Consider the following 22,394-nt stretch of genomic DNA (forward strand, 5'->3'; position numbering starts at 1 on the left):
AAGTAGAATCTTATGGCTCTAAATTCTTGTTGCTTAAAGTATTGGCAAACTCTAAAAGATTCTCACTCCAAGGGGTTTTAAGCGGGGAGAAAAATCCGAGTTTAGCTCCGCTTTCTTTGGCGATAAATTCCGCTGCTTTGGTAGAAAATTCGGGTTGGGCGAAGATTATCTTAAGTTTGTTTTTTTTAATGGTTTCAATTACGCGCACCATTTCCTGCATTTTTGGGCTTTTGCCCTCAATCTCAATTGCAATTTCTTCTAAATGATAATCTCTAGCAAAATACCCAAGCATGGGGTGGAAAACAACGAATTGCTGGTGTTGCGGCAAAGTGCTTAGGATTTGTTCTAATTGCAAATGAGTTTGTTGAATCTCCGCAATTAACGCCTCATAAGCCTTTGTATAATCCGCGCTAGAATCCAAAGTCTTAAGTGATTCGTAAATGTTTTTTGCAATCTGTTTGGCATTGTTTGGAGAAAGCCAAATGTGTGTATCTCCCCTCTCGTGTGAATGGTGCGATTGCATGGAATCGTGGGATTCGTGCTTGGAGTGAGAATGCTCCCAAAAAATCCGCGTGATTCCTAAGCTATTATCAAAGACTTGCATTGCTTTGTTTTGTGCCTTAAATCGTGGAAGCCAAATGTCTTCGAACTCAATTCCGATTCCAAAATAAGCCACAGCAGAATTAACTTTCTTAACATCGGAGAATTTTGGTTCAAAATCGTGCGGATTGACGCCGGATTTGACAAGCGAGACGACTTCGTATTGTTCCCCTGCGATTTTTTGCGCAAACTCTTGCTGCATAGGAATGCTCACAACAATGATTTCGCGCCCAAAGGCGATTTGACATAAGAAGCATAAAATGAAGAATATATTTTTCATCTTTTTCCTTTTTAGTAATTATTAAAACTTTTTGGGATATTATTTTAACTTATTTTTTTAAAAATGCGAAATTAATGCGTTCATAGCTCAATTGGATAGAGCATCAGACTTCGGATCTGAGGGTTGGGGGTTCGACTCCCTCTGAGCGTACCACTATGCTTTCTTGACACTTATCAATCAAACATTATAAAAGGCGAAATATGGATTTAGGTGCGCTAGAAATAGAGATTAAAAAGGGATTAAGCACTTTAGAGAATTTAGAAAATATTGTTACAATCTTCGGCGGTGCGCGTGTGGGTAGAGACACCAAAGCCTATCAAAGCGTAAGGAAGTTGGCTAGGAGATTAGGCAAAGAGGGCTATTCTGTAATGACAGGTGGCGGACCCGGGATTATGGAAGCGGCGAATCGTGGGCTTGTGGAGTATAAAAACGATTTGAAAAATGGTAAGCTTGATAAGAAAAGATGCAAGATAGAATTCCAAAGAAATGAGCAATCCGCCAAAAATGCTTCTTTGCAACCCGCAAAAGATTCCATTATCTCTATTGGTTTAAATATCCAACTTCCCCACGAGCAACAAATGAATCCCTTTGTAGAAGTGCCGCTAGAATTTCAAAATTTCTTTAGCAGAAAATTAGTCTTTAACTACAATTCTACTGCATTTGTTGTGGCAATGGGTGGATTTGGCACTTTAGATGAGTTAAGCGAAGTTTTGGTGCAAATCGCCACTGGCAAACACAAAAGAATCCCGATTATTTTGTATGGCAAGGATTATTGGCGAGGATTTGTCCAATGGCTAAGAAGCACTATGCTAAAAGAAAGTACGATTTCCAAAGACGAGTTAGAATTAATCCAAATCGCCAACAAGCCTAAAGAGGTTTTGAAAATTTTAAAAGAGAATCAAAAATAAATGGAATCGCGTTTAAAACACAGGATTCCCTGTGCCATACATCATAAAAAGCACCATAAAGGCGGCGAAAAACCCAAGCAATAAAGGAATAAACTTTGACATACTTTTCCCCAAAAGAATAAAAATGAAAAATTTAGCATACAATAAAAGACCTAAAAGTTTTCAAGATTTTGTCGGACAAGCACATCTTTTTGGCGAAAATGCGCCTTTTATGCGCCTGATTTTGACGCGCAAGATTCCGCATAGCTTTTTTTTCGGACCTGCGGGAAGTGGCAAAACAACCGCTGCGATTCTCATCGCGAAAGCAATGGATTATCCATTTTATTCTTTAAATGCAACAAATTTTAAAACCGAAGATTTGCGCGGGATTTTGAAATCTCATCAAAACACTTTGCAAAAGCCACTTATTTTTATTGATGAAGTGCATCGCCTAAACAAGGCGCAACAAGAAACGCTTTTGCCCATTATGGAGAATCACCAATCTTTGATTTTGGGAGCCTCGACAGAGAATCCTTATTTTGCGCTTACACAAGCGATTCGTTCGCGCTCTATGGTATTTGAATTTTATCCTCTAAAAGAACAAGATTTAAAGCAGATTTTAGAATCTTATGATTTACAAGAAGAGATTCAAGAGTTTTTGATTCAGACAAGCGGAGGCGATGCAAGGGCGATGCTGAATCTGCTAGATTGCGCGTTAAGCACGGATTTGCCTTTGAGCGTGGAGCTTTTGGAGACTTTTCGCAAAACTTCTTTGAGCGGGACAAGTGAGTTGGATATGCATTATAATTTGATTTCTGCGATGATTAAAAGCATTCGGGGGAGCGATGAAAATGCAGCGATTTATTATCTTGCACGGTTGATTGCAGGGGGAGAGAATCCTGAATTTATCGCGCGTCGCCTTGTGATTTTGGCGAGTGAGGATATTGGCAATGCGAATCCTAACGCGCTTAATCTTGCAAATTCTACCATGCAAAGTGTCGCGAAAATTGGCTATCCAGAGGCAAGGATTATTTTAGCGCAATGTGTGATTTATTTAAGTAGTTCGCCCAAATCCAATAGTGCTTATGAAGCAATTGATAGTGCGATTTCTTATGTGGAAAAGCACCCCAATGAGCCGATTCCACCTCATATTTTGCAATTTCATAAAAACTACCTTTATCCGCACGATTTTGGGGGTTGGGTGGAGCAAAAGTATTTGGATAAGGATTTGCAGTTTGTTAAGTGGTTACCCAAAGGGTTTGAAAAGACTTTGAAGGAATGGCTAGACAAGATTAAAGGAAAGACAAAAACTTGAATCTAAGAATCTTATTTTTGCTTTTTGTGGATTTTTAGCTTTGAAACTACGACTTAAGATTCTTGGTTTAACCACTTTTCAACAAAACTTCTTTATAATTCCAAAATTTTTAATCTATGCGGAGAATTGAATGAGTATTCCAACACTACAAGAGGCGTTAAAGCTAGATATTGATGGCATTAGGGAGCTAAAAGCAAATCTAAAAGAGAAGATAAAGCAAAGCACTTTAAACGCCTATGTCGGAGAGTTGCAAGATTATGATAGCGCGTTTTTACCCATTGCTATTAAAGATAATATTAATGTCAAGGGTTGGGAAATCACTTGTGGGAGTAATATCTTGCAAGGTTATATCGCGCCTTACAACGCAACAGCGGTAGAAAATCTGCTAAAATCGCGTTTTGCGCCTTTTGGACGCACCAATATGGACGAATTTGCGATGGGAAGCACGACTGCAAGTAGTTTTTATGGTAGAACGCTAAATCCTAAAAATCCCAATAAAGTCCCAGGTGGAAGTAGCGGAGGAAGTGCCGCGGCAGTCGCAGGTGGAATTGCACTTGCTGCGCTTGGAAGTGATACGGGTGGGAGTATCAGGCAGCCCGCTGCATTTTGTGGTTGTGTGGGATTGAAACCTACTTATGGCAGAGTTAGCCGCTATGGGCTTGTGGCTTATAGTTCTAGTTTAGACCAAATCGGACCTATCACGCAGAATGTTACAGATTGTGCGATTCTTTATGATGCGATTGCAGGTTATGACAAAATGGATTCTACAAGTGCAAATTTAGAATCCAAAAGCACTTTTAACAATCTAAATCCAAATTCTAAAATGACGATTGCGATTCTACCAAACCTCCTTAAAGACGCGGATTCTAATATCCAAAATGCTTACCAAAAAACAATTGAGATTCTAAGCAAAAATGGGCATAAGATTGTAGAAAAAGAAATGCTAGATACAAGCTATATTATCTCCGCTTATTATGTGATTTGCACTGCGGAAGCAAGTTCTAATTTGGCGCGTTTTGATGGTGTGCGTTATGGGAATCGTGCTAAAGAGATTAGCAATCTTAAGGAATTATATCTTAAGACGCGTTCGCTTGGCTTTGGCGATGAGGTTAAGCGCAGAATCTTGCTTGGTTCTTTTGTGCTAAGTAGCGGTTATTATGATGCTTATTATGTCAAGGCGCAAAAAGTGCGCACATTAATTGCGCAACAATACAATGCAATTCTGCAAGATTGTGATGTGATTCTCTCTCCTGTTGCGCCAAGCGTTGCTTTTGGTTTTGAAGATTGCAAAACCCCACTGCAAATGTATTTAGAGGATATTTATACGATTGGTATTAATCTCGCAGGGCTTCCCGCGCTTTCACTTCCTGTTGATGAAGATGAGGGATTGCCTATTGGTATGCAGCTTATTGGGAAGCCTTTTAGTGAGCAAACCTTGCTGGATTTGGCACTTAACCTAGAAAACACATTACGCTAAGGAGCATTTATGAAAATTAGAAAACGCGCATTGACATTTGAAGATGTTTTGTTAGTTCCTGCTTATTCGGAGATTTTGCCCAAAGAAGTTTCTTTGCAAACCAAACTTTCACGCAATATTGCTTTAAATGCTCCGTTAGTTTCTGCTGCAATGGATACCGTAACAGAATACAGCACTGCAATCGCAATGGCGAGGCTTGGCGGAATCGGAATCATTCATAAAAATATGGACGAAAAATCACAAGTCGCACAAGTTAAAAAAGTCAAAAAAAGCGAAAGTGGTGTGATTATTGATCCTATCTATATCAGCCCGGATTCTACTTTGTTTCAAGCAAAAGCAATTACGGATAATTATAAGATTTCTGGTGTGCCTGTGGTAGATGATAATGGAAATTTGATTGGAATCTTAACCAATCGTGATATGCGCTTTGAAACGGATTTAAGCCGCCATGTCAAAGAGGTGATGACAAAAGCACCGCTGATTACTGCGGAAGTTGGCACGAGTTTGGAAGAAGCGCGCAATATTATGAATAAACACAAGATTGAAAAGCTCCCTTTGGTTAATGATAAAGGAATCCTAAAAGGGTTGATTACGATTAAAGATATTCAAAAGCGGATTGAATATCCTAACTCTAACAAAGATGATTTTGGGCGTTTGCGTGTGGGGGCGGCAATTGGCGTGTTTCAATACGATAGGGCTAAGGCTCTTGTAGAGGCGGGAGTTGATGTGCTTGTTTTGGATTCTGCGCATGGGCATAGCAAAGGAATCCTGGAGACTATCAAAGAGATTAAAAAGCATTTGGCGGTGGATATTGTCGCTGGAAATGTCGCTACAAGCGAGGGCGCACAAGCATTGATTGACGCGGGAGCTGATGGGGTGAAAGTCGGAATTGGTCCGGGAAGTATCTGCACAACTAGAATTGTCGCGGGAGTGGGTGTGCCACAGATTACGGCGATAGATGATGTGGCACAAGCTTGTCAAAAAGCAGGGATTCCTGTAATTGCCGATGGTGGAATCAAATATTCAGGCGATATTGCCAAAGCACTCGCAGCAGGAGCTTCTAGCGTAATGGTGGGAAGCATTTTAGCAGGGACTGAAGAATCTCCGGGCGAAATGATCATTTATCAAGGCAGACAATACAAAACTTACCGCGGTATGGGAAGTTTGGGGGCGATGAATAAGGGCAGTGCGGATAGATATTTCCAAGAAGGCACTGCACAAGAAAAGCTCGTGCCAGAAGGGATTGAAGGGCGCGTTCCTTATAGAGGCAGAATCGCGGATATTGTGCATCAAATGTTGGGCGGTTTGCGCTCTTCTATGGGATATTTGGGTTCAAAGGATATTCCAACATTGTGGGAGAGGGCGGAGTTTGTGGAAATTACACAAAGTGGGCTTAGAGAATCCCATGTGCATGATGTGATGATTACCAAAGAAGCTCCAAACTATCATATTAGTCATTAGGAGATTTAAATGCCAAAGTTGCTTTTTGGTTATAGCTTGTATCACGCAAATGCGCAAGATTACGAGGCAATTTTAACGAAACTACGCACAGAGTTTGCGCAAAATAAACCGGATATTTATTTGAACAATCCGGAATATTTGCTTTTTATGCCAATAAGTGAGGAATGGCAAAAGGAAATTGTTGCGTTGATTGCACGATTAAAAAAGTTCGTCAATAGTGAAGTGGAATCTCTGCGTGAGAGTGGGAGTAATGCGCATATTGTCTATCGCTTTGGAATCTTAGAAATGGAAAGCGCGTTTTTCCAATTCCCCCCGGATTTGGAAGACGATGATGAGGAAGAATCGTAAAAACACTAAGAGGTGCGTAAATATTGTTTTAAAAGATTTAAAATCTTGTTTAAGATAAAGATTCTAGGATATGTGGCGATTGTTTGATTTATCCAATCTTGTAATGTGTTCTCATCTGCTAGAATCTCCTGTGGGCAATCGTATGTGTTTGGGTTGTCGCAAATGTCTTGTTTGCAATCTTGAATAGAATCTTCTATGAGGCTAATGTCTTCTAATCTAACCTCTACACCTTTTTGCAATAAGCTATGAAGAGAATCTATCAAATCTTCATCAACAGGGGGAATGATGACGATTTCATCATCACAACCCTCTTCGAGTGTCCTAATTCTGATAATTTGGGTTTGTTTGAGTAACTCTTCAAACTTTTTGCGCTTGGATTTGAAAAGGTTGGTTAAGAATTTCATTTGGTTAATCTCCTTTGTGTTGTTTTTAGGAAGTTTTACTTAGTAGATAATTTAAGATTTGCAGACAATCGTATTGATATGTCTTTTATCTTAGATTCTGTCTCTTTTCTATTTTTATCTAACTCCACTTTTCTATCCACTGACATTTTGATAAACTCATTTTCTTTTTCTATACCTATAAAACTTCTATTTAGCAGATTAGCTGCTATTCCTGTGGTGGAGCTTCCACTAAAAGGATCGCAGATAATAGAATCCTCATTACTTGCCATTAAAAGCAATCGCACAAGTAGATTCAAAGGCTTTTGCGTAGGGTGTTTGCCATTAGCTTTTTCCCAAGGGGCAATCGCTGGAAAACTCCATACATCACGCATTTGCTTATCTCCATTAAGCCTTTTAAGGATTTCATAATTAAAAATATGCTTATGTTTTGGGCTTTTTCTTGCCCAAATGATTTGTTCAGTCGAATGCGTGAGATAGCGACAACTAAAGTTGGGTGGAGGATTAGTTTTTTGCCAAGTGATGAGATTAAGAATCTTGAAATCAAGTTTTTGCAAGACTCGCCCCAAAGAAAAAATATTATGATAAGTTCCACTAATTAAAATGCTCCCTGTATCTTTTAGGGCAATTTTTGCATTGCGTATCCACTCTTCATTAAATTCATCGATATCGTTAATATTCTCTTCTCTATCCCAAGTTCCTTTATTAACGCTAACTATTTTGCCACTCTGAATACTCAAGCCATCATTAGAGAGAAAATAAGGAGGATCGGCAAAGATAAGATCAAATTGTCCCTTAAAATCAGGCAATATTTGATTGCAATCCCCTTGATAAAGCCTAAAGAGAGAATCTTCACTTATAAAAATAGGAGACAAGTTTTTATTGAGCAATTCCATTTTTTACCTTTTGAATGAAGTCATTAATGTTGCTTAAATTATAAATTTCTACAGATTTATAAGCCTCTTGGAGTTTGTTTTTAGCACTTAACCAACCTTGCCCATCTGTTATCCAAATAAATTTATAAGAAGAAAAGGTTTTGAATCTTAAAGCTAAATCTTGATAGGCTCTTGCAGTTTCATTAAGCTTACTTCCACCACTTGTATAAAAATTAGATTCTATAAAATAGGTAGCGTTTTTACCCCAAATGACAAAATCAAATTTTTTAATATCAGCTCCAAACGATTGGTGCAAATCGTTAAAATCTTTGATATTAACTTGGCTTTTAAAATGCAAATTAGCCCTTGCAAAAAGATTTTCAAGATAAGATTCCATAGTGTTACCACTACGATTTTTTCTTGCATTGCTATCAAGTCCTACTTCAATACCAAATACAAAATCATTCAAATCCTTAATCTTTCTATCGCTAAAAACTTCGCACAAGCCACTTTCACAAATAAAATTATAAGCTTTGTCTGCATTATAAAAATAAGATTCTATAGCACAAAGACTATTATTAGAATCCAAAACCATTTCTTTTTTATCCCTCACTGCAATCAAAATGTGCAAAACCTCAAAAGCCTTTGGATATTCAGCAAAGAGTTTATGCACACAATCTTGCATTTCATCTTTATTTTTACCCAATAAAAAATTCAAATGATTGAGGCAAATACTAACAGAATCTCTATTGCTTAAACATTTTTGCCAATCCACAAAAAAGTTTAAGCGTCTATTGGTAGTTTGCAGTGTTTTTAAAAATTCCTCAAAAGTTAAAGTGTTTGGCATTTATCCCACATTTCTTGTCTAATTTTTATAACCTTAGAGTAAAATCTATCATTTGCAATTTTGACTAAGCTCATTTTCCCCTACAACTCCGTCTTCAGCACCGCGCCATTTGCAGCATTGCTCACAAGCAGCGCATAGCGACGCAACCACTTGCTTTTTATCTCTTTTTGAATCGGCTTCCAACGCGCCTTACGCGCTTCTAAAACTTTAGAATCCACGAGCAGTTCCAAGCTCCCTTTGCTTACAGAAATCGCGATTTTATCGCCGTCTTCAACAAGCGCAATCAGCCCGCCCTCTGCCGCTTCGGGGCTAACATGCCCAATGCACCCGCCCCTTGTCGCGCCGCTAAATCGCCCATCGGTAATCAGCGCGACACACTCACCAAGCCCCATTCCCATAATCATACTCGTGGGGCTAAGCATTTCCTGCATTCCCGGTCCGCCCTTTGGTCCTTCATAGCGAATCACCACAACATTCCCAGCCTTGACCTTGCCCCCTGCAATGCCCCTAATCGCCTCATCTTGCGAGTTAAAACACACCGCACTGCCTTCAAATTCTTTCATCTTTTCTGCCACCGCGGCGACCTTTAGCACCGCACCCTCACGCGCGAGGTTGCCATAGAGAATCTTTAGCCCCCCCATTTGCGAATACGCATTCTCATTATGGCGAATAATCTCACTATCAACAATCTCTGCATTCGCGATTCTCTCGCCCAAAGTCTCGCCTGTAATCGTCAGCGCATCAAGGTATAGAATACTCTTGCTCATATCATTAGAAATTCTAGTATCTTGCGTAAGATTTGAATGTTGTGCAAGATGAGGCGAAGGGAGTTTGCTAGACGCAAATGACCGAGCCAAATCGCCGCACTCATTTAAAGATTGCGCAAGAGACGAATTTCTCTTCGCCACCTCATTCATCACCGCGCTAACCCCTCCCGCGCGGTGAATGTCTTCCATGTGAATCGTGCCAAGCGCGGGCGCAATCTTTGCAATATGCGCAACTTGGCTTGCAATCGTATTAATCGAATCAAGATTAAAATCCACCTCTGCTTCTTTGGCAATGGCTAGCATATGCAAAATCGTATTGGTGCTGCCACCCATAGCCATATCGACCACAAACGCGTTATGCACAGCTTTTCTGTTCAAAATATTGCAGAATCTAAATTGTTCGGTTTTTTTCTCATCAAGCGCAATCTCGACAATCCGCCGCGCGGCTTTGCGCAAAAGCTCTTCGCGTTCGGGGCTAAGGGCTAGAATCGTCCCGTTCCCGGGCAGCGCGACACCCATTGCCTCACAGAGGGTATTCATCGAGTTTGCAGTAAACATTCCGCTACAACTCCCACCACTAGGGCAAGCTTTGCATTCTATCTCGTGTAATCTTTGCTCATCAATCTTGCCTTCGTTAAACGCGCCCACCGCTTCAAACGCCGAGTTTAGGTCGAGAATCGTCCCGTCTTCAAGCCGCCCCGCGCGCATCGGTCCGCCGCTGACAAAGATTGTCGGGACATTCACCCGCAACGCGCCCATCAGCATTCCGGGGACAATTTTATCGCAATTAGGGATACAAACCATCGCATCAAGGCTATGTGCGTTCATCATCGTTTCGATACTATCGGCAATCAGTTCGCGGCTTGGCAACGAATAGAGCATTCCGCTATGCCCCATAGCGATGCCATCATCAACACCAATCGTGTTAAACTCAAACGGCACACCGCCAGCAGCGCGAATCTCGTCTTTGACAATCTGTGCGTATTTGTTTAAGAAAAAATGCCCGGGAATGATGTCAATATAGCTATTGGCAATGCCGATAAAGGGTTTGTCAAAGTCTTCGTCTTTTAGCCCTGTGGCGCGCAAAAGGCTTCTGTGCGGGGCTTTTTGGAATCCTTTTTTGATAATATCACTTCGCATAAAATCACCTTTGTTTTAAATTTGTTTCAAATCCCAAATTTTAGCAAATTTTGCGACAAAATCTTTTGAAGTCGCGTAATTTTCTAAGTCAAGTCTAATTCAAGTTTATAATGATAAGGAATCTTATCGTTAATCGTGCAATCAATGAGACTTTGGATTTTTTGGGGATTTCCCCTTTCTCTTTGTTTTATGCGCTTGATTCTTGTTTGTTCGTCGCAAGAAACACGCACTAAAATATCTGCAAACTCCAAACGCTGTAAATTAGCAGAGATATAAAAAACAATCTTAACATAAGGAGGTAGGAATCTTAAAAAAGGTTTGAGATTGTCAGTTTTGTTTGTGGGGAATTTGATTTTTGGGCGAATGAGAAAAAGATTAAGGCTCATCACAGAATCATCAATCATAGCAATTTGATAAGGAGCAAAACAACCAAAGCCTTGTTTTCGGATTCTGCCTCCTAAAGTGCTTTTGCCACTTCCGCAAGCTCCACAAATTGCCACGATAACCTTACCCTTGATGGGGCTATATTCAGGTGATTTTAAGATTTCATTCGTCTCTCTCTCTCTCTCTCTCTTATGGCTTTATTATGCAAAACCTCTTTGCATAAGCTTTCTAGCTGCTCATAAAATTTTGACATTCTTAAGATTCTCCTTTGTCTTTAATCCTAAAGCTATTGCCCACGACAAGCAAAGAGCTAAGCGACATAGAGAGTGCAGCAATCAGCGGAATCACAAAACCTGCCATCGCAAGTGGAATCGTAAGGGCGTTATAGAGCAAAGAAAGGGCGAGGTTTTGCAAAATGAAGCGATAGGTTTTGCGTCCAAGAGCGAAAGATTCTACAATGCCTCGCACACTATTATCTAGCACGACGATGTCGCTGACGCTGATTGCAATATCAATGCCTCCACCCATAGCAATTGCAATATCACTTTTGCCAAGCGCAATAGAATCGTTGATTCCGTCCCCTGCCATTACGACTATTTTGCCTTGTTGGTGTAAGCTATCAATAAAATTTGCTTTATCAAGGGGGCTTTGCGCAGCGTAATATTCTGTGATTCCAACTTCTTTTGCCACATTTGCACACGCTCCCTCATTATCGCCGCTTAGAAGCACACACGAAATGCCTTGCGTTTGAAGTGTTTGGATAGAATCTTTCGCATCTTTTTTGAGCGTATCTTGCAGGGTGAATTTCGCCAAAATCACAGAATCTTTGGCAAAATAAAAAACACTTCCTTGAGATTCTTCTAATGCAAAAGGAATCGTAGTGCCATGTTCTTGCAAAAGTGCTAGATTGCCACCTAAATAGGTTTCTTTGTTGGCTTGTGCCACGATTCCACGCGCGTTGAGTTGTACCATTGAATCTAGTGTGATTTCTTCACCTCTGCCTATAAATTCCAATACCGCCTTGCTGATAGGGTGGGCGTTTTGTGTGAGCATTGCGCGTAAGATTCCTAAATGTGTGGAATCCAAAGTTTTTGCTTGTGTGAAGTATTGCACCTCTAGCACTTTGAGCTTACCCTCTGTTAATGTCCCTGTTTTATCTAGCACCAAAACATTCGCTTTGGCAATTGTTTCTAGGAATCGCGCTTCTTTGAAAAGGATTTTGTTCTTTAACGCTTCGCTTAAGCCAATCAAAGAGGCAATAGGCGTAGCAAGTGCAAGGGCGCAAGGACAAGCGATGATAATCACAGAAATCATCACCATTAACGAGCGTTCAAATGGGGCGTGTAGTAGGGATTCCCAAACCAAAAAAGTACCAAAAGCTAAAGAGAGAATCACGAGCGAAAAATAACGCGAAATTTGGTTTGCTTTTTCTTGAATCTTTGGACGCGCGTTGAGGGAGTTTTCTACCAATCCTACAATTTTCATCATCAGCGAATCTTTAAAGACTTTGCAAACTTGATAATTAAAAGGACAATTCAGTGCTAAAGAGCCAGAATATATGAAATCCCCAGTAATCTTAACTTGCGGTAAGGATTCTCCATTCATCGCACTTTCATCACAAAGTGCTTCTGCGCTTAGTAATGTCCCATCTAGTGCGACACGCTCACCCGGGCGCACTTGCACAATATCGCCGACTTGCACAGATTCTATGGCGATTTCTTCAAAGTATTCTTGAGAAGCGGTCTGTGATTGTGTTGCATGGGATTCTAAGTTGAATTGGGTTGTTTGGGATTGTGGAATCTTCAAAACTCGCACACTCACAGGCATTTGCGCATTAAGCCTATCTAGGCTATCTATGGCACTTTTTTTGCCCCGCACTTCTAGGAATTTGCCAATTAACACAAAAGTAATAATCATCGCCACAGATTCAAAATAAGTTTCGCCCCCTTTGAAACTCGCATAAATAGAATACAAATAGGCTAAACTTGCCCCGCTAATAACAAGCAAATCCATATTGGGGGTTTTGTATTTGAGAGCTATCCAAGCCCCGCGCCAAAAGATAATCCCGCTAAAAAACAATACCGGCGTAGAGAGCGCAAATCCCGCGAAATTAAGAATGTTGCGCATATCCTCCGAGATTCCGCTAAAATACCCTGCGTATTGCGCCACAGCAATCCACATAATGTTCATCACACAAAAGATTCCAACAACCATTTTGATATAGTAGTCGCGCTTTTCTTTTCTTGCATAGGCTTCTTGTAAGCGCGGGTCGTAGGCGTGTGCGTCGTAGCCGATTTGGTGGATTGTTTGGATAATTTCTGAAATTTTAATGATTTTTGGGTCGTAAAGAATCGTTGCTTTGTTGTTGGTGTAGTTGATATTGACTTTTGCGATTCCATTGGTTTTAGAAAGGATTTTTTCATTAAGCCACACACAAGCAATACAATGGATTCTTTCTAAAATCAAAGAGATTTCACATAAGGATTCTTTGGGGGTTACGAAGCGTTCAAAAAAAGGCGTAGAATCAAAGGATTCTAAACTTTCAAAGGTTGGAATCTCTTGCGCGGGTTCTAGTGTGTTGTTTCCTAATTTGCTATAAAAATCTCCCAATCCTGCATTGTTAAGAAGCTTATAAACACCCTCACAGCCCCGACAACAAAAGTATTTTTTCGCGCCGTTGATTTCTGTTTGGATTAGCACTTTGGTGTCAAATTCTAAATGGCAATGGTCGCAAATATGTTTCATAGAATCTCTAAAGAATAAAAGGTAGCAGACTAAGGAGCGCGATGAAAATCAAGCCTAGATGGATTTGCCGCCATTGTCGTTGGAGGATTAAGAGGAGCAAATACACCAAAAATCCCGCACTTAGCCCGATGGTGATAGAAGTCGTCAAAGGCATTAGCAAGATGACGAAAAAACTCGCAACTGCTGAAGGGTAATCGCTAAAGTCAATCCGCACAATCTCTAAAAACATCGCAACTCCTACGACAACTAGAATTGGATAAATCGCAAAAGAGGGAATGCTCAAAAACAAAGGCAACATAAAGAGTGTGAAGCAAAAAAAGAGTGCGGTAAAAATCGCACTAAGTCCGCTTCTGCCTCCCATTGTTACACCACTTGCAGATTCTAAAAAACTTGTCGTAGTAGAGACGCCAAAAAGGCTTCCCATTGTGGTTGCAATCGCATCAACTTGCAAGGTTTTTTCTAATGCCTGATCGTGTTTTTTGTGGTTGCCCTCTAATGCGTGAAATAAATTCACTTTTGTTCCGATTCCAGAGAGTGTGCCTAAAGAATCAAATAAATCCGTAATCATAAGGGTTAGAATAATTGGAATAAAAGAAAATTTCAAGACGCTTAGAATCTCTAATTGAAAGGCAAGTGGTGCAAGGGAAGCGGGGGAAGAAAGAATCTGTGTGGGTGTTTGTGCGATTCCAAAAGAAAAGCCCACAATGCTAAGAATCGCGATTCCTAAAATAAACGCGCCTTTGATTTTAATGGTATAGAGGAAGAGGATTAACAAAATGCCAAGTGTGCCTAAGAGGGTAGAGGCGTTGCTTAAATCGCCTAATAATAGATTGCCATTTTGTAACACAAAGAATCCTAAGCCTTTAAGTCCAATCGTTGCAAGAAATGCTCCAAGACCGACGCAAAGGGCAAAACGCAGGTTTTTAGGAATGGATTTGAGAATCCAAATTCTAAAGTTACTAAAGGAGACAATCACAAACACAACGCCCGAGATAAACACGATTCCTAAGGCTTGTTGCCATGGGATTCCTGCGCCTTGCACGATTCCATAGGTGAAATAAGCATTCAATCCCATACCCACACTCATCGCTACAGGCGTGTTTGCGTAGAATCCACAAGCGAATGTGGAGAGAATCGTAACAAGCGTTACAGCAGTGATGAGTGCGTCTTTTGGCATTCCTGCGTGGGAGAGGATTTCAGAAGAAACCGGAATCACATAAAGCATAGATAAAAAAATCGTAAAACCTGCCATAAATTCGGTTTTAATATTGGTTTGTTTTGCCTTTAGTTTGAAATATCGCTCTAACACTCCCTCATTTTTAGATTCTGTGGATTGTAGAATCTCTTTTTTGCTTTGCGATTCCTTTGGCTTCATTCTTTAAACTACTTTTGCGCTTCAAATTGCGCTAAAAACTTTTTCAGATTCCTTGCTGCTTGACGAATCCTATTTTCATTTTCTATTAAAGCAATGCGCACGAAATTATCCCCATGATTTCCAAACCCAATGCCCGGGCTTACCGCGATTTTCGCTTCCTGTAATAGGCGTTTAGAAAACTCCATACTGCCTAAATGCTTCGCACATTCTGGAATCTCTGCCCAAATAAACATACTCGCCTTAGGTTTTGTCATCTTCCAACCTGCCGCACCAAAGCAATCAATCAAGACTTCCATACGCTTTTCGTATTTGTCCGCAATCTCTTTCACACAAGTTTGGTTGCCATTTAACGCGATTGTGGAGGCGATTTGAATCGGGGTGTAAAGCCCATAATCCAACCAACTTTTGATTTTTTGCAATGCGCCAATAAGCTTTTCGTTGCCTACCACGCAACCTACGCGCCAACCCGCCATATTGTAGCTTTTAGAAAGCGTGTAGGATTCCACCGCGACATCTAATGCGCCCTCTACTTCAAAGATAGAAGGTGCGACATAACCTCCAAAACTTAAATCCGCATAGGCGATGTCATTAAGAATGTAGAATCGCTCTTGTTTAGCCAAAGCAACAAGTCTTTCATAGAATCGCTTATAAACTACCACCGTGGTAGGATTGTGAGGAAAGTTTGTTACGACAAATTTCGGCTTTGGCATTGTGTTTTTGAGGGCTTTTTGTAAGGATTCAAAATAAGCCTCTTCGTCTAATTCGTAAGATTCATTCCATTTTAGCCCAAAAGTCGCGACATTTGCACCGGCTAACATAAAGGCATAATAATGAATTGGATAGGCTGGTTCTGCAACGATTGCGGTATCGCCGGGATTCGTGATTGCTTGGATTAAATGCACATAGCCCTCTTTAGAACCCATTGAAACGCAAACTTGCGTATCTGGATTGAGAGATATGCCGTATTTGCGCTTGTAAGTATCGGCAAATGCAAGGCGTAGTTTGTAGATTCCTTTACTTGCAGAATAGCCGTGATTCTTTGGTTTATGGGCTGCTTCACAAAGCTTATCTATAATATGTTCTGGCGTCGCTCCATCGGGATTCCCCATACTAAAGTCAATCACATCTTCGCCCTCTTGGCGCATTTTTAATTTGATTTCGCTAATGGCGGCAAAGACATATTTTGGCAATCTTTTGATTTTTTCAAATTCAATTTCTTCAAACATCTTTTCTCCTTATTTTAGTGTAATATCTAAACCATTTTTGGTTGTAATAGGCAAGTAAGTATCCGTGATTTTAACAAACTCTGCGCCTTTTGGAATCCCTTTTTGAATCATTTGTAGGGCTTTTTGACTGCTTGAAATTTCCAAAATATTGAGATTCTTATCAAAAAAGATGAGTTTAGGATACCAAAGGATTCCATTGCTGGATTTGACTTCTAGGGATTTTCCTTGACTGATTTGATACCAATATTCGCCCTTTAGATTCGCTTTTTTTTGAGTTTCATTTGGGATAAGCTTTGTCGCTTTGGGATATTGGAAAGCTGTTGTTGTGATTGTGTAATTCCATTGGTGAATGCTACTTCGTTCAATACTTTGAACTTTGTAGCCATAATCTAAGAGTTTTTCTTGAAACAAAGTCGGGTCAATGGCGTATTCTGTATTCATTGAAAGAATGAATTTGAGTTGTTGCCCATCAAGCAGACTTTCTTTGAGCAAGAAATAATAATATCCCATTTCATTAAGAATCTCATATAGCACATTGATGAAAGTTGCTGCATTTTCATTGACGATAAAGGCAATTTCAAGCTCCATAGGTTGTTTAAAAGTGAGCTTTAGTAAGCCATTTTGCTTTAAAGTGCTAGAGATTTTGTAGAGGTTTGGCTGTCCTTTGGCGTCCAAAAAATATCCTTGATTGCTAAAAAGCCTTTGGACAAATTTCTGATTCATCTTGTATTCTTGCACACCGAGTAATTGCATAACTTTATAGTCAATGGGATTCTGCAATTCTGATGTTTGCGCATTTGCATTTAGAGGATTCACCCAAAAAAAAGCTAAAAACGCTAGAAAAAGCCCTTTGTAAGCAAGTTTTACCAACCTAATCCCCTTGTGTGTTGATTGTATTCTGCGAGGGTGATTTCACTGAAATTCCCCGCTTCATCAACCATAAAAAATATTTTTTCTGCTTTGTTGAAGTTTGTCAGTGCGCCATCTTTGTTCAAATCAATCATTCCATGCCCTGTAACAATCGTTTGTGGGCGTGTTAAGTCAATTTCAAGAGCTTGAGTTGTGAGTAGGGAAGTTTTTTTGCGCGTATCTAAATACACGATTCCAACCCACACATTGGAGCGTGGGACGATTTCTAGTTTTTGTATAGGGGCTGTTGCGCTAGTGGTTTGTGCTGGTGTGGAATCTTGCGCTTGGTCGGGAAGATTGGATTCATTAATAGGCGCAGAAGCAGAAGCGTCCAAAGAATGGTTGGTTGGCAAAGTGGGAACATCAGAGAGATTTGCATTTGTCTCTTGAGTGGTTGCATTATTCTCTGTATTTTCTGAAGTCTTGGCGTCTTCTGTATTGGAATGGGTTGTAAAAGATTCTAGTGGATTGGATTGGATTGAATCTTCTGTTTGTGCAGGATTTTCAGAAAATTTTACATAAACATAGAATCCAATACCCAAAAAGATAACCAAAATCGCGCTTAGAATCGTATATTTTGTAGAATCGTTTTGTTTGATTGCTTCGTGTGTTACTTTGAAATTAATCACGGTTTCCAAGTTTTCTGTTTTTTCTTGGTGTGTGTCGCAAAACTCCTTATATTCTTCTTGCCATTTTTGCAAATCCACATTGTATTCTCGCTCTAGAATCTTAACAAGTCCGATGGTTGTCGTGTAGTCTTGCAAGGCTTCAAAATTGGAATCCAAAATATATTGGATTTTATTTAATGCCATGTGTGTGTGCTTTGAAATTTCTCTCGCGCCGATTTTTTTTAGTTTTTCAATATCTTCCATTGATGATCCTATCTATTAAAATTGCACCTGCTGTGCTTACATTTAAAGAGTCAAACTCTCTTTTTTGTGGAATCCTTAAATTAGTATCCATTTTGCTTAAGATTTTGTTGCTTAAGCCCTCTCCTTCATTTCCTAGAAACAATGCTTTTTTGCCCTTTGGAATCTGTGTCAAATCCGTGCCTTTTGGATTTGTCCCATAAAGCGTAAAATGAGCTAATTTAAGCTCATTAACGACATCTAGCGCATGGGTTACAACCGCAAAAGGCATATCTAGCATTGCACCCGCACTCGCACGCAATGCACCCTCTTGCTTGAAGTCCTTTAACCCGCAAATGACGATTCCATCTACTCCTAGCACAAAGCTTGTGCGAAAAAGCGCACCAAGATTCCCCACATCGTTAATGCCGCACAATACTAGCACAAACTCCATTGATTTTATCGCGCTAAACTCTAAGGGTTCTAATGGAGAAATCTCTAGCAAATAACCTTGATGATTGCCGCCTCTTGCTAGGCTTTGAGCTTTTTTAGAATCCACACGAAGTAGGGGGACATTAAGCCTAGAAAAGGCGTTAAACTGCCTTTTGTCAATCTCTTTGGCAAGGTAAATAGTCTGTATTTTTTCGCTATGTTTTAAAAGAACAAGTTCCGCAATGCGTTTCCCATAAACAATCATTGATTTTATCCTATTTTTTCTTAAAATTTTCGCTTATTTTGCTAATTGCTCATAATATTCACTCGCACTTCCGCCTTTGAGTTTTGCTAGAATTTTTGCTTTGATTTTAGGCGGAATCTCTAAGCGTAGTAACATTTCTTCTGTTAAAACCTTTTCTTCTAGTTCGTAAGGGGTATGTTGTAGGATTATCACCCATTCGCCTTTAAGTAATGCAGAATTGCCTTTGCCTCTCTTGCGCAGAGATTTCAAGATAGCTTCTAACGAATCTTTGAAAGTTTGCTGGTGCTTTTTGGTTAGCTCTTTGGCTAAGAAGACTTCGCGCGTTTTGTCTATGGATTCCATAAGCTCCAAAGTCTCTAATAAGCGGTATGTGGATTCATAAAAGACAATGGGATAAGGGCTTTTAAAGGCTTTATGCAAGGATTCCAAACGCTCTTTGATTTTATGTGGGAGGAATCCTAAGAAGCTAAATTCCTTTTCTACGATTCCGCTAAAGGCGACTGCTAGGGTTACTGCGCTGATTCCACCAAGCACTTCATAGGGTAAATGATGGGATTGCAAAAAGCGGACGAGTTCCACGCCCGGATCGCTAATGCAAGGCATTCCCGCGTCGCTTAAAAAGCCGATTTGCTGGTCAAAGAAATCCAAGCTAACTTGGTCTAAAAATCGGGATTGATTATGCGTGTGAAAAGCAAAATACTGATAATCTTTAGCAGGTAGAAATCCTCGTTCGACAAGAAGCGCGATAAGCTTCTTGCTCACTCTTGTATCTTCGCACAAAAGCACTTCGCATTGTTTTAGGGTTTCTAAAGTCCGTAGTGTAATGTCTTGTAGGTTACCAATTGGAGTTGGTAAAAAAGTAACCATCTTTCCAATCAATAAATTATTTTAGATTATATCTTTGTTTAAATTTCTCTACTCTTCCCGCAGTATCTACGACTTTGTCAGAACCTGTATAAAAAGGGTGGCAAAACGAAGAAATATCAATTCTCAACTCGGGTTTAACGCTCATTACTTCAATTTGTTTTCCGCTTGTAACGCAAGTTACTTTGCATGGGACATATTCTGGGTGGATTCCTTTTTTCATCTCTCTAGCCTTAATGTAAAAAATTCAAAGCGTGAATTATATCTCAACAATACTAAATTTAGTATAAATTTCAACAATCTTTAGCTTAATTTTGTTAAGATTCTTTGTTTGAAACTTTAACTTTAATAAGAATCGGAGCAAATAATGATTACACCACGCACTTTAAGTGGTTTTAAAGACCGCCTCCCCAAAGAAGCTTATGCCAAATCAAAAATGCTAAAACGCATTGTGGAATCCTTTGAAAGATTCGGATTTTGTCCCATTGAAACGCCACATTTAGAATATGCAGAGATTCTCAAAAAACAAGGGAGCGAGGAAATCCAAAAAGAAATGTATCATTTCTTAGACCATGGAGGGCGCGAAGTTGCCTTGCGCTTTGATTTGACCGTGCCTCTAGCGCGATTTGTTTCACAATACAAAAACGAATTAGGTTTGCCCTTTAAGCGGTATTGTATTGGAAATGTGTTTCGCGGTGAGAGGGCGCAAAAAGGGCGTTATCGGGAATTTACGCAATGCGATTTTGATTTTTTAGGCACACAGAGTATCGGAGCTGATGCGGAAATTGTGGAAGTGATTTACCAAACTTTGCGACATTTGGGTGTGGAGCGTTTTAGTATTCATTTAAACAATCGCAAGATTTTTAATGGTTTAATGGAATCCCTAAATATGGAATCCCAAACTATTGAAGTGCTAAGAATCATTGATAAAATTGACAAAATCGGACGAGAAAGCGTGTGTGAGGAGCTACGCGCTAAAACTTCCTTAGATGAGGAGAAAATCGCAATGCTTTTGGATTTTATTGCGCAAAAACAGCAAGGAAGCGCATTGGAATTTTTGGAGCATTTGGAATCCTATAAAGCATTAAATACGACTTTGGCAGAGGGGATAGGGGAGCTAAGAAGTCTTTGTGAGATTCTTAGCGCGTTGATTCCGCAAGAGTTTTATCAAATCAATCTTTCAATCGCGCGGGGGCTTGGCTACTATACCGGAATCATTTATGAAACGACATTGGACGATTTGCCCTCTTTGGGTTCGGTTTGTTCAGGCGGGAGATATGATAATCTCACGCAAAATTTCTCTAGCGATTCTCTAAGTGGCGTAGGCGCGAGTATCGGGCTAGATAGAATGCTTGCAGGGTTGGAAGAATTAGGGCTAGTAGAAAGTAGTGCTAATGTCGCAAATGCGTTGCTTATTTCTTTGGATTCTTTGGGATATGGCTATAAAGTCGCGCAAGATTTGCGCAAAATGGGGCTTAAAATTGAAGTGTATCCTGAAGTTGTGAAGCCTAAAAAGTCCTTTACTTACGCGAATGCTAGAGGGTATAAGTATGTTATCGTGCTAGGAAGTGAGGAGAGAGAGAAGCAAACCTACTCACTAAAAGATATGGAAAGCGGGGAACAATGGAATCATTTAAAGCTAGAATTGCTAGTAGAGAAGCTCAAATAATATAATCTCACGCTTGTATTCGGGATTCCATTATTGTTTCCTTAGGTTCAATATTATGGATTGCCACGATTTCTGCGAAGTCTCGCAATGACGAAAGAAAATCCATAATGTAGAATCCCAACACCCACAAGGTGAGTGTAACCCTTATGCCTTAATATCTTGCAGAATCGCACTTAAAATATCAATTGCCTTGCTTTTGCGTTCTTCAAAATGCGCTTGGGATTCCGCCTCACCCTTATGATAGCCTTTTTGAATTGATGTTTTGGATTCTAAAACATCAAGTATATTGTTTAGCATTTCTTTTTGTTGCAAAGAAGATTCAAAACGAGAATGCCAATTTGCATTAGCGACTTGCCAATTAACGCTAAGTGGGTTGGTGTTGTTTTCTTTGGCGTATTCTTGAATCGCAGAGACAATTTGCGCTGTGCGTAGCATATGCCCCTCCTTGCTATCCCAAGCTACCCCTAGCTCATTTAGCATTGTATCAAAGCTCACGAGGTTTGCTTTTTGCATTTCTTGAGATTCATTGATACTATTGCTTTGTGAGGATAAAAGCGCGTCAAATGAGGCTTGATTCTCTTGTGCTTGTTTGTTTTGAGGGCTAAGAAAAATATCTTGCTTATAAGAGTTGGCGTTGATTTGCATAGGAATCCTTATTTAATATAGATAGAGGCACTTTTGGATACCGCTGGATTATTGATTGAAGTTGCAGTAAATTCAAATGTGCCATTAGTATTGGCTGGTTTGGAAATATCCCAATAATCAATAAAACCATCTACAATATTATCTCCATTTAAATCTACGCCATCAGAATATAGTTGTGTCGCTGTATTGCCAGCAAACTTAGCTTTATCATAGCTTCCTCCACCATAGCCTTCAACAGCGGTAATAACTTCAAAAAAGCTACCATCGTGGTCATATTGCGTTTGCGTTTGCCCATCTTGAATTTCCTCGCACTGATTATTAACTTTTGAAGAACAAACATATAAAATGAGAGCTTGTGTAACTAATGGTGCAGAGGCTTTGGGTTGTGTTTTAAGATTTTTTTCATACCCGTTTTTCAAGGCTTCTAATGCCTTATCAAAGTCCCCGCGTATAATTTTATCCTTATTGGGCGAATTTGTTTCTAAAAAGATATTAACGCCATTTCTTGTAATCTTTTCTTTACCCTCTGTGGTGTAGTTCTCCGAACCAAAGGCAATTCCACAACTTAAAACACTTGCCAACGCAAGATTAAAGATTCTTTTTGTCATTTTTAACTCCTTAAAAATAAAATACA

At 39.8% G+C, this 22,394-nt stretch carries 22 protein-coding genes and 1 tRNA gene; 7 read left to right on the forward strand and 16 right to left on the reverse strand.

The window, feature by feature from the left end:
• Positions 1 to 10 precede the first annotated feature (10 nt).
• Positions 11 to 880, reverse strand: coding sequence for a zinc ABC transporter substrate-binding protein (locus LS69_RS05960; protein WP_138123138.1), 870 nt, complete (start codon positions 878 to 880; stop codon positions 11 to 13).
• 76 nt (positions 881 to 956) lie between these two features.
• Between LS69_RS05960 and LS69_RS05965 the strand changes: the two genes are divergently transcribed.
• From LS69_RS05965 to LS69_RS05990, 6 genes are all read left to right on the forward strand, one after another.
• Positions 957 to 1,033 (forward strand) — tRNA-Arg (locus tag LS69_RS05965).
• Between the two features lie 47 nt (positions 1,034 to 1,080).
• A complete protein-coding gene (locus LS69_RS05970; RefSeq protein ID WP_138123140.1) occupies positions 1,081 to 1,788 on the forward strand; it encodes a TIGR00730 family Rossman fold protein in 708 nt (235 codons plus the stop codon).
• Positions 1,789 to 1,912: 124 nt separating this feature from the next.
• Complete coding sequence (locus LS69_RS05975; RefSeq protein ID WP_138123142.1) at positions 1,913 to 3,082, forward strand: replication-associated recombination protein A; 1,170 nt, start codon at positions 1,913 to 1,915, stop codon at positions 3,080 to 3,082.
• Between the two features lie 136 nt (positions 3,083 to 3,218).
• Positions 3,219 to 4,559 (forward strand): Asp-tRNA(Asn)/Glu-tRNA(Gln) amidotransferase subunit GatA, encoded by a 1,341-nt coding sequence (gene gatA, locus LS69_RS05980; RefSeq protein ID WP_238699201.1) that lies wholly within the window; start codon positions 3,219 to 3,221, stop codon positions 4,557 to 4,559.
• Positions 4,560 to 4,568: 9 nt separating this feature from the next.
• The gene (gene guaB / locus LS69_RS05985) at positions 4,569 to 6,020 is read left to right on the forward strand and encodes an IMP dehydrogenase (protein ID WP_138123146.1); all 1,452 of its coding nucleotides are present in this window, start codon (positions 4,569 to 4,571) and stop codon (positions 6,018 to 6,020) included.
• A gap of 9 nt (positions 6,021 to 6,029) precedes the next feature.
• Positions 6,030 to 6,368, forward strand: a complete 339-nt coding sequence (locus tag LS69_RS05990) for a hypothetical protein (RefSeq protein ID WP_138123148.1) — start codon at positions 6,030 to 6,032, stop codon at positions 6,366 to 6,368.
• Positions 6,369 to 6,373: 5 nt separating this feature from the next.
• Here LS69_RS05990 and LS69_RS05995 read toward each other — a convergent pair whose 3' ends face one another.
• From LS69_RS05995 to rpmE, 13 genes are all read right to left on the reverse strand, one after another.
• Complete coding sequence (locus tag LS69_RS05995; protein ID WP_138123150.1) at positions 6,374 to 6,772, reverse strand: hypothetical protein; 399 nt, start codon at positions 6,770 to 6,772, stop codon at positions 6,374 to 6,376.
• 35 nt (positions 6,773 to 6,807) lie between these two features.
• On the reverse strand, positions 6,808 to 7,665 hold the full coding sequence (locus LS69_RS06000) for a site-specific DNA-methyltransferase (protein ID WP_138123152.1): 858 nt from the start codon (positions 7,663 to 7,665) through the stop codon (positions 6,808 to 6,810).
• Positions 7,649 to 8,491: a type II restriction endonuclease gene (locus LS69_RS06005; RefSeq protein WP_034370047.1), complete on the reverse strand. Its 843-nt coding sequence runs from the start codon at positions 8,489 to 8,491 to the stop codon at positions 7,649 to 7,651. Before LS69_RS06005 ends, LS69_RS06000 begins: the two co-directional genes overlap by 17 nt.
• An 80-nt stretch (positions 8,492 to 8,571) precedes the next feature.
• Positions 8,572 to 10,398, reverse strand: coding sequence for a dihydroxy-acid dehydratase (gene ilvD, locus LS69_RS06010; RefSeq protein WP_138123154.1), 1,827 nt, complete (start codon positions 10,396 to 10,398; stop codon positions 8,572 to 8,574).
• Positions 10,399 to 10,481: 83 nt separating this feature from the next.
• Positions 10,482 to 10,898, reverse strand: a complete 417-nt coding sequence (locus LS69_RS06015; protein ID WP_194145440.1) for an AAA family ATPase — start codon at positions 10,896 to 10,898, stop codon at positions 10,482 to 10,484.
• Between the two features lie 139 nt (positions 10,899 to 11,037).
• The gene (locus tag LS69_RS06020) at positions 11,038 to 13,527 is read right to left on the reverse strand and encodes a heavy metal translocating P-type ATPase (RefSeq protein WP_138123158.1); all 2,490 of its coding nucleotides are present in this window, start codon (positions 13,525 to 13,527) and stop codon (positions 11,038 to 11,040) included.
• A gap of 7 nt (positions 13,528 to 13,534) precedes the next feature.
• Positions 13,535 to 14,779, reverse strand: a complete 1,245-nt coding sequence (locus tag LS69_RS06025; RefSeq protein WP_238699203.1) for an NCS2 family permease — start codon at positions 14,777 to 14,779, stop codon at positions 13,535 to 13,537.
• Between the two features lie 131 nt (positions 14,780 to 14,910).
• A complete protein-coding gene (locus LS69_RS06030) occupies positions 14,911 to 16,128 on the reverse strand; it encodes an LL-diaminopimelate aminotransferase (RefSeq protein WP_138123162.1) in 1,218 nt (405 codons plus the stop codon).
• A 9-nt stretch (positions 16,129 to 16,137) separates the two neighbouring features.
• The gene (locus LS69_RS06035) at positions 16,138 to 16,998 is read right to left on the reverse strand and encodes a hypothetical protein (protein ID WP_238699191.1); all 861 of its coding nucleotides are present in this window, start codon (positions 16,996 to 16,998) and stop codon (positions 16,138 to 16,140) included.
• Positions 16,992 to 17,909 (reverse strand): hypothetical protein, encoded by a 918-nt coding sequence (locus LS69_RS06040; RefSeq protein ID WP_138123164.1) that lies wholly within the window; start codon positions 17,907 to 17,909, stop codon positions 16,992 to 16,994. The genes LS69_RS06035 and LS69_RS06040 overlap by 7 nt, the downstream gene beginning before the upstream one ends.
• Positions 17,896 to 18,582 (reverse strand): 23S rRNA (guanosine(2251)-2'-O)-methyltransferase RlmB, encoded by a 687-nt coding sequence (gene rlmB, locus LS69_RS06045; protein ID WP_138123166.1) that lies wholly within the window; start codon positions 18,580 to 18,582, stop codon positions 17,896 to 17,898. Before rlmB ends, LS69_RS06040 begins: the two co-directional genes overlap by 14 nt.
• 33 nt (positions 18,583 to 18,615) lie before the next feature.
• Entirely contained in the window at positions 18,616 to 19,449 is an 834-nt protein-coding gene (rsmI, locus tag LS69_RS06050) for a 16S rRNA (cytidine(1402)-2'-O)-methyltransferase (protein ID WP_138123168.1), read from the reverse strand.
• 16 nt (positions 19,450 to 19,465) lie between these two features.
• Positions 19,466 to 19,669: a 50S ribosomal protein L31 gene (gene rpmE, locus LS69_RS06055; protein WP_138123170.1), complete on the reverse strand. Its 204-nt coding sequence runs from the start codon at positions 19,667 to 19,669 to the stop codon at positions 19,466 to 19,468.
• 144 nt (positions 19,670 to 19,813) lie between these two features.
• Here rpmE and hisS point away from each other — a divergent pair, with 144 nt between their 5' ends.
• A complete protein-coding gene (hisS, locus tag LS69_RS06060) occupies positions 19,814 to 21,115 on the forward strand; it encodes a histidine--tRNA ligase (RefSeq protein ID WP_138123172.1) in 1,302 nt (433 codons plus the stop codon).
• Positions 21,116 to 21,259: 144 nt separating this feature from the next.
• Here hisS and LS69_RS06065 read toward each other — a convergent pair whose 3' ends face one another.
• Together LS69_RS06065 and LS69_RS06070 are read right to left on the reverse strand one after the other, a co-directional pair.
• Positions 21,260 to 21,760 carry a hypothetical protein gene (locus LS69_RS06065; RefSeq protein WP_138123174.1) on the reverse strand — a complete coding sequence of 167 codons (501 nt, stop codon included), beginning with the start codon at positions 21,758 to 21,760 and terminating at the stop codon, positions 21,260 to 21,262.
• Positions 21,761 to 21,768: 8 nt separating this feature from the next.
• Positions 21,769 to 22,368 (reverse strand): DUF4879 domain-containing protein, encoded by a 600-nt coding sequence (locus LS69_RS06070; protein ID WP_138123176.1) that lies wholly within the window; start codon positions 22,366 to 22,368, stop codon positions 21,769 to 21,771.
• Positions 22,369 to 22,394: the final 26 nt, after the last annotated feature.

The sequence above is a fragment of the Helicobacter sp. MIT 05-5294 genome (genome assembly GCF_000765675.1).
GTDB lineage: Bacteria > Campylobacterota > Campylobacteria > Campylobacterales > Helicobacteraceae > Helicobacter_D.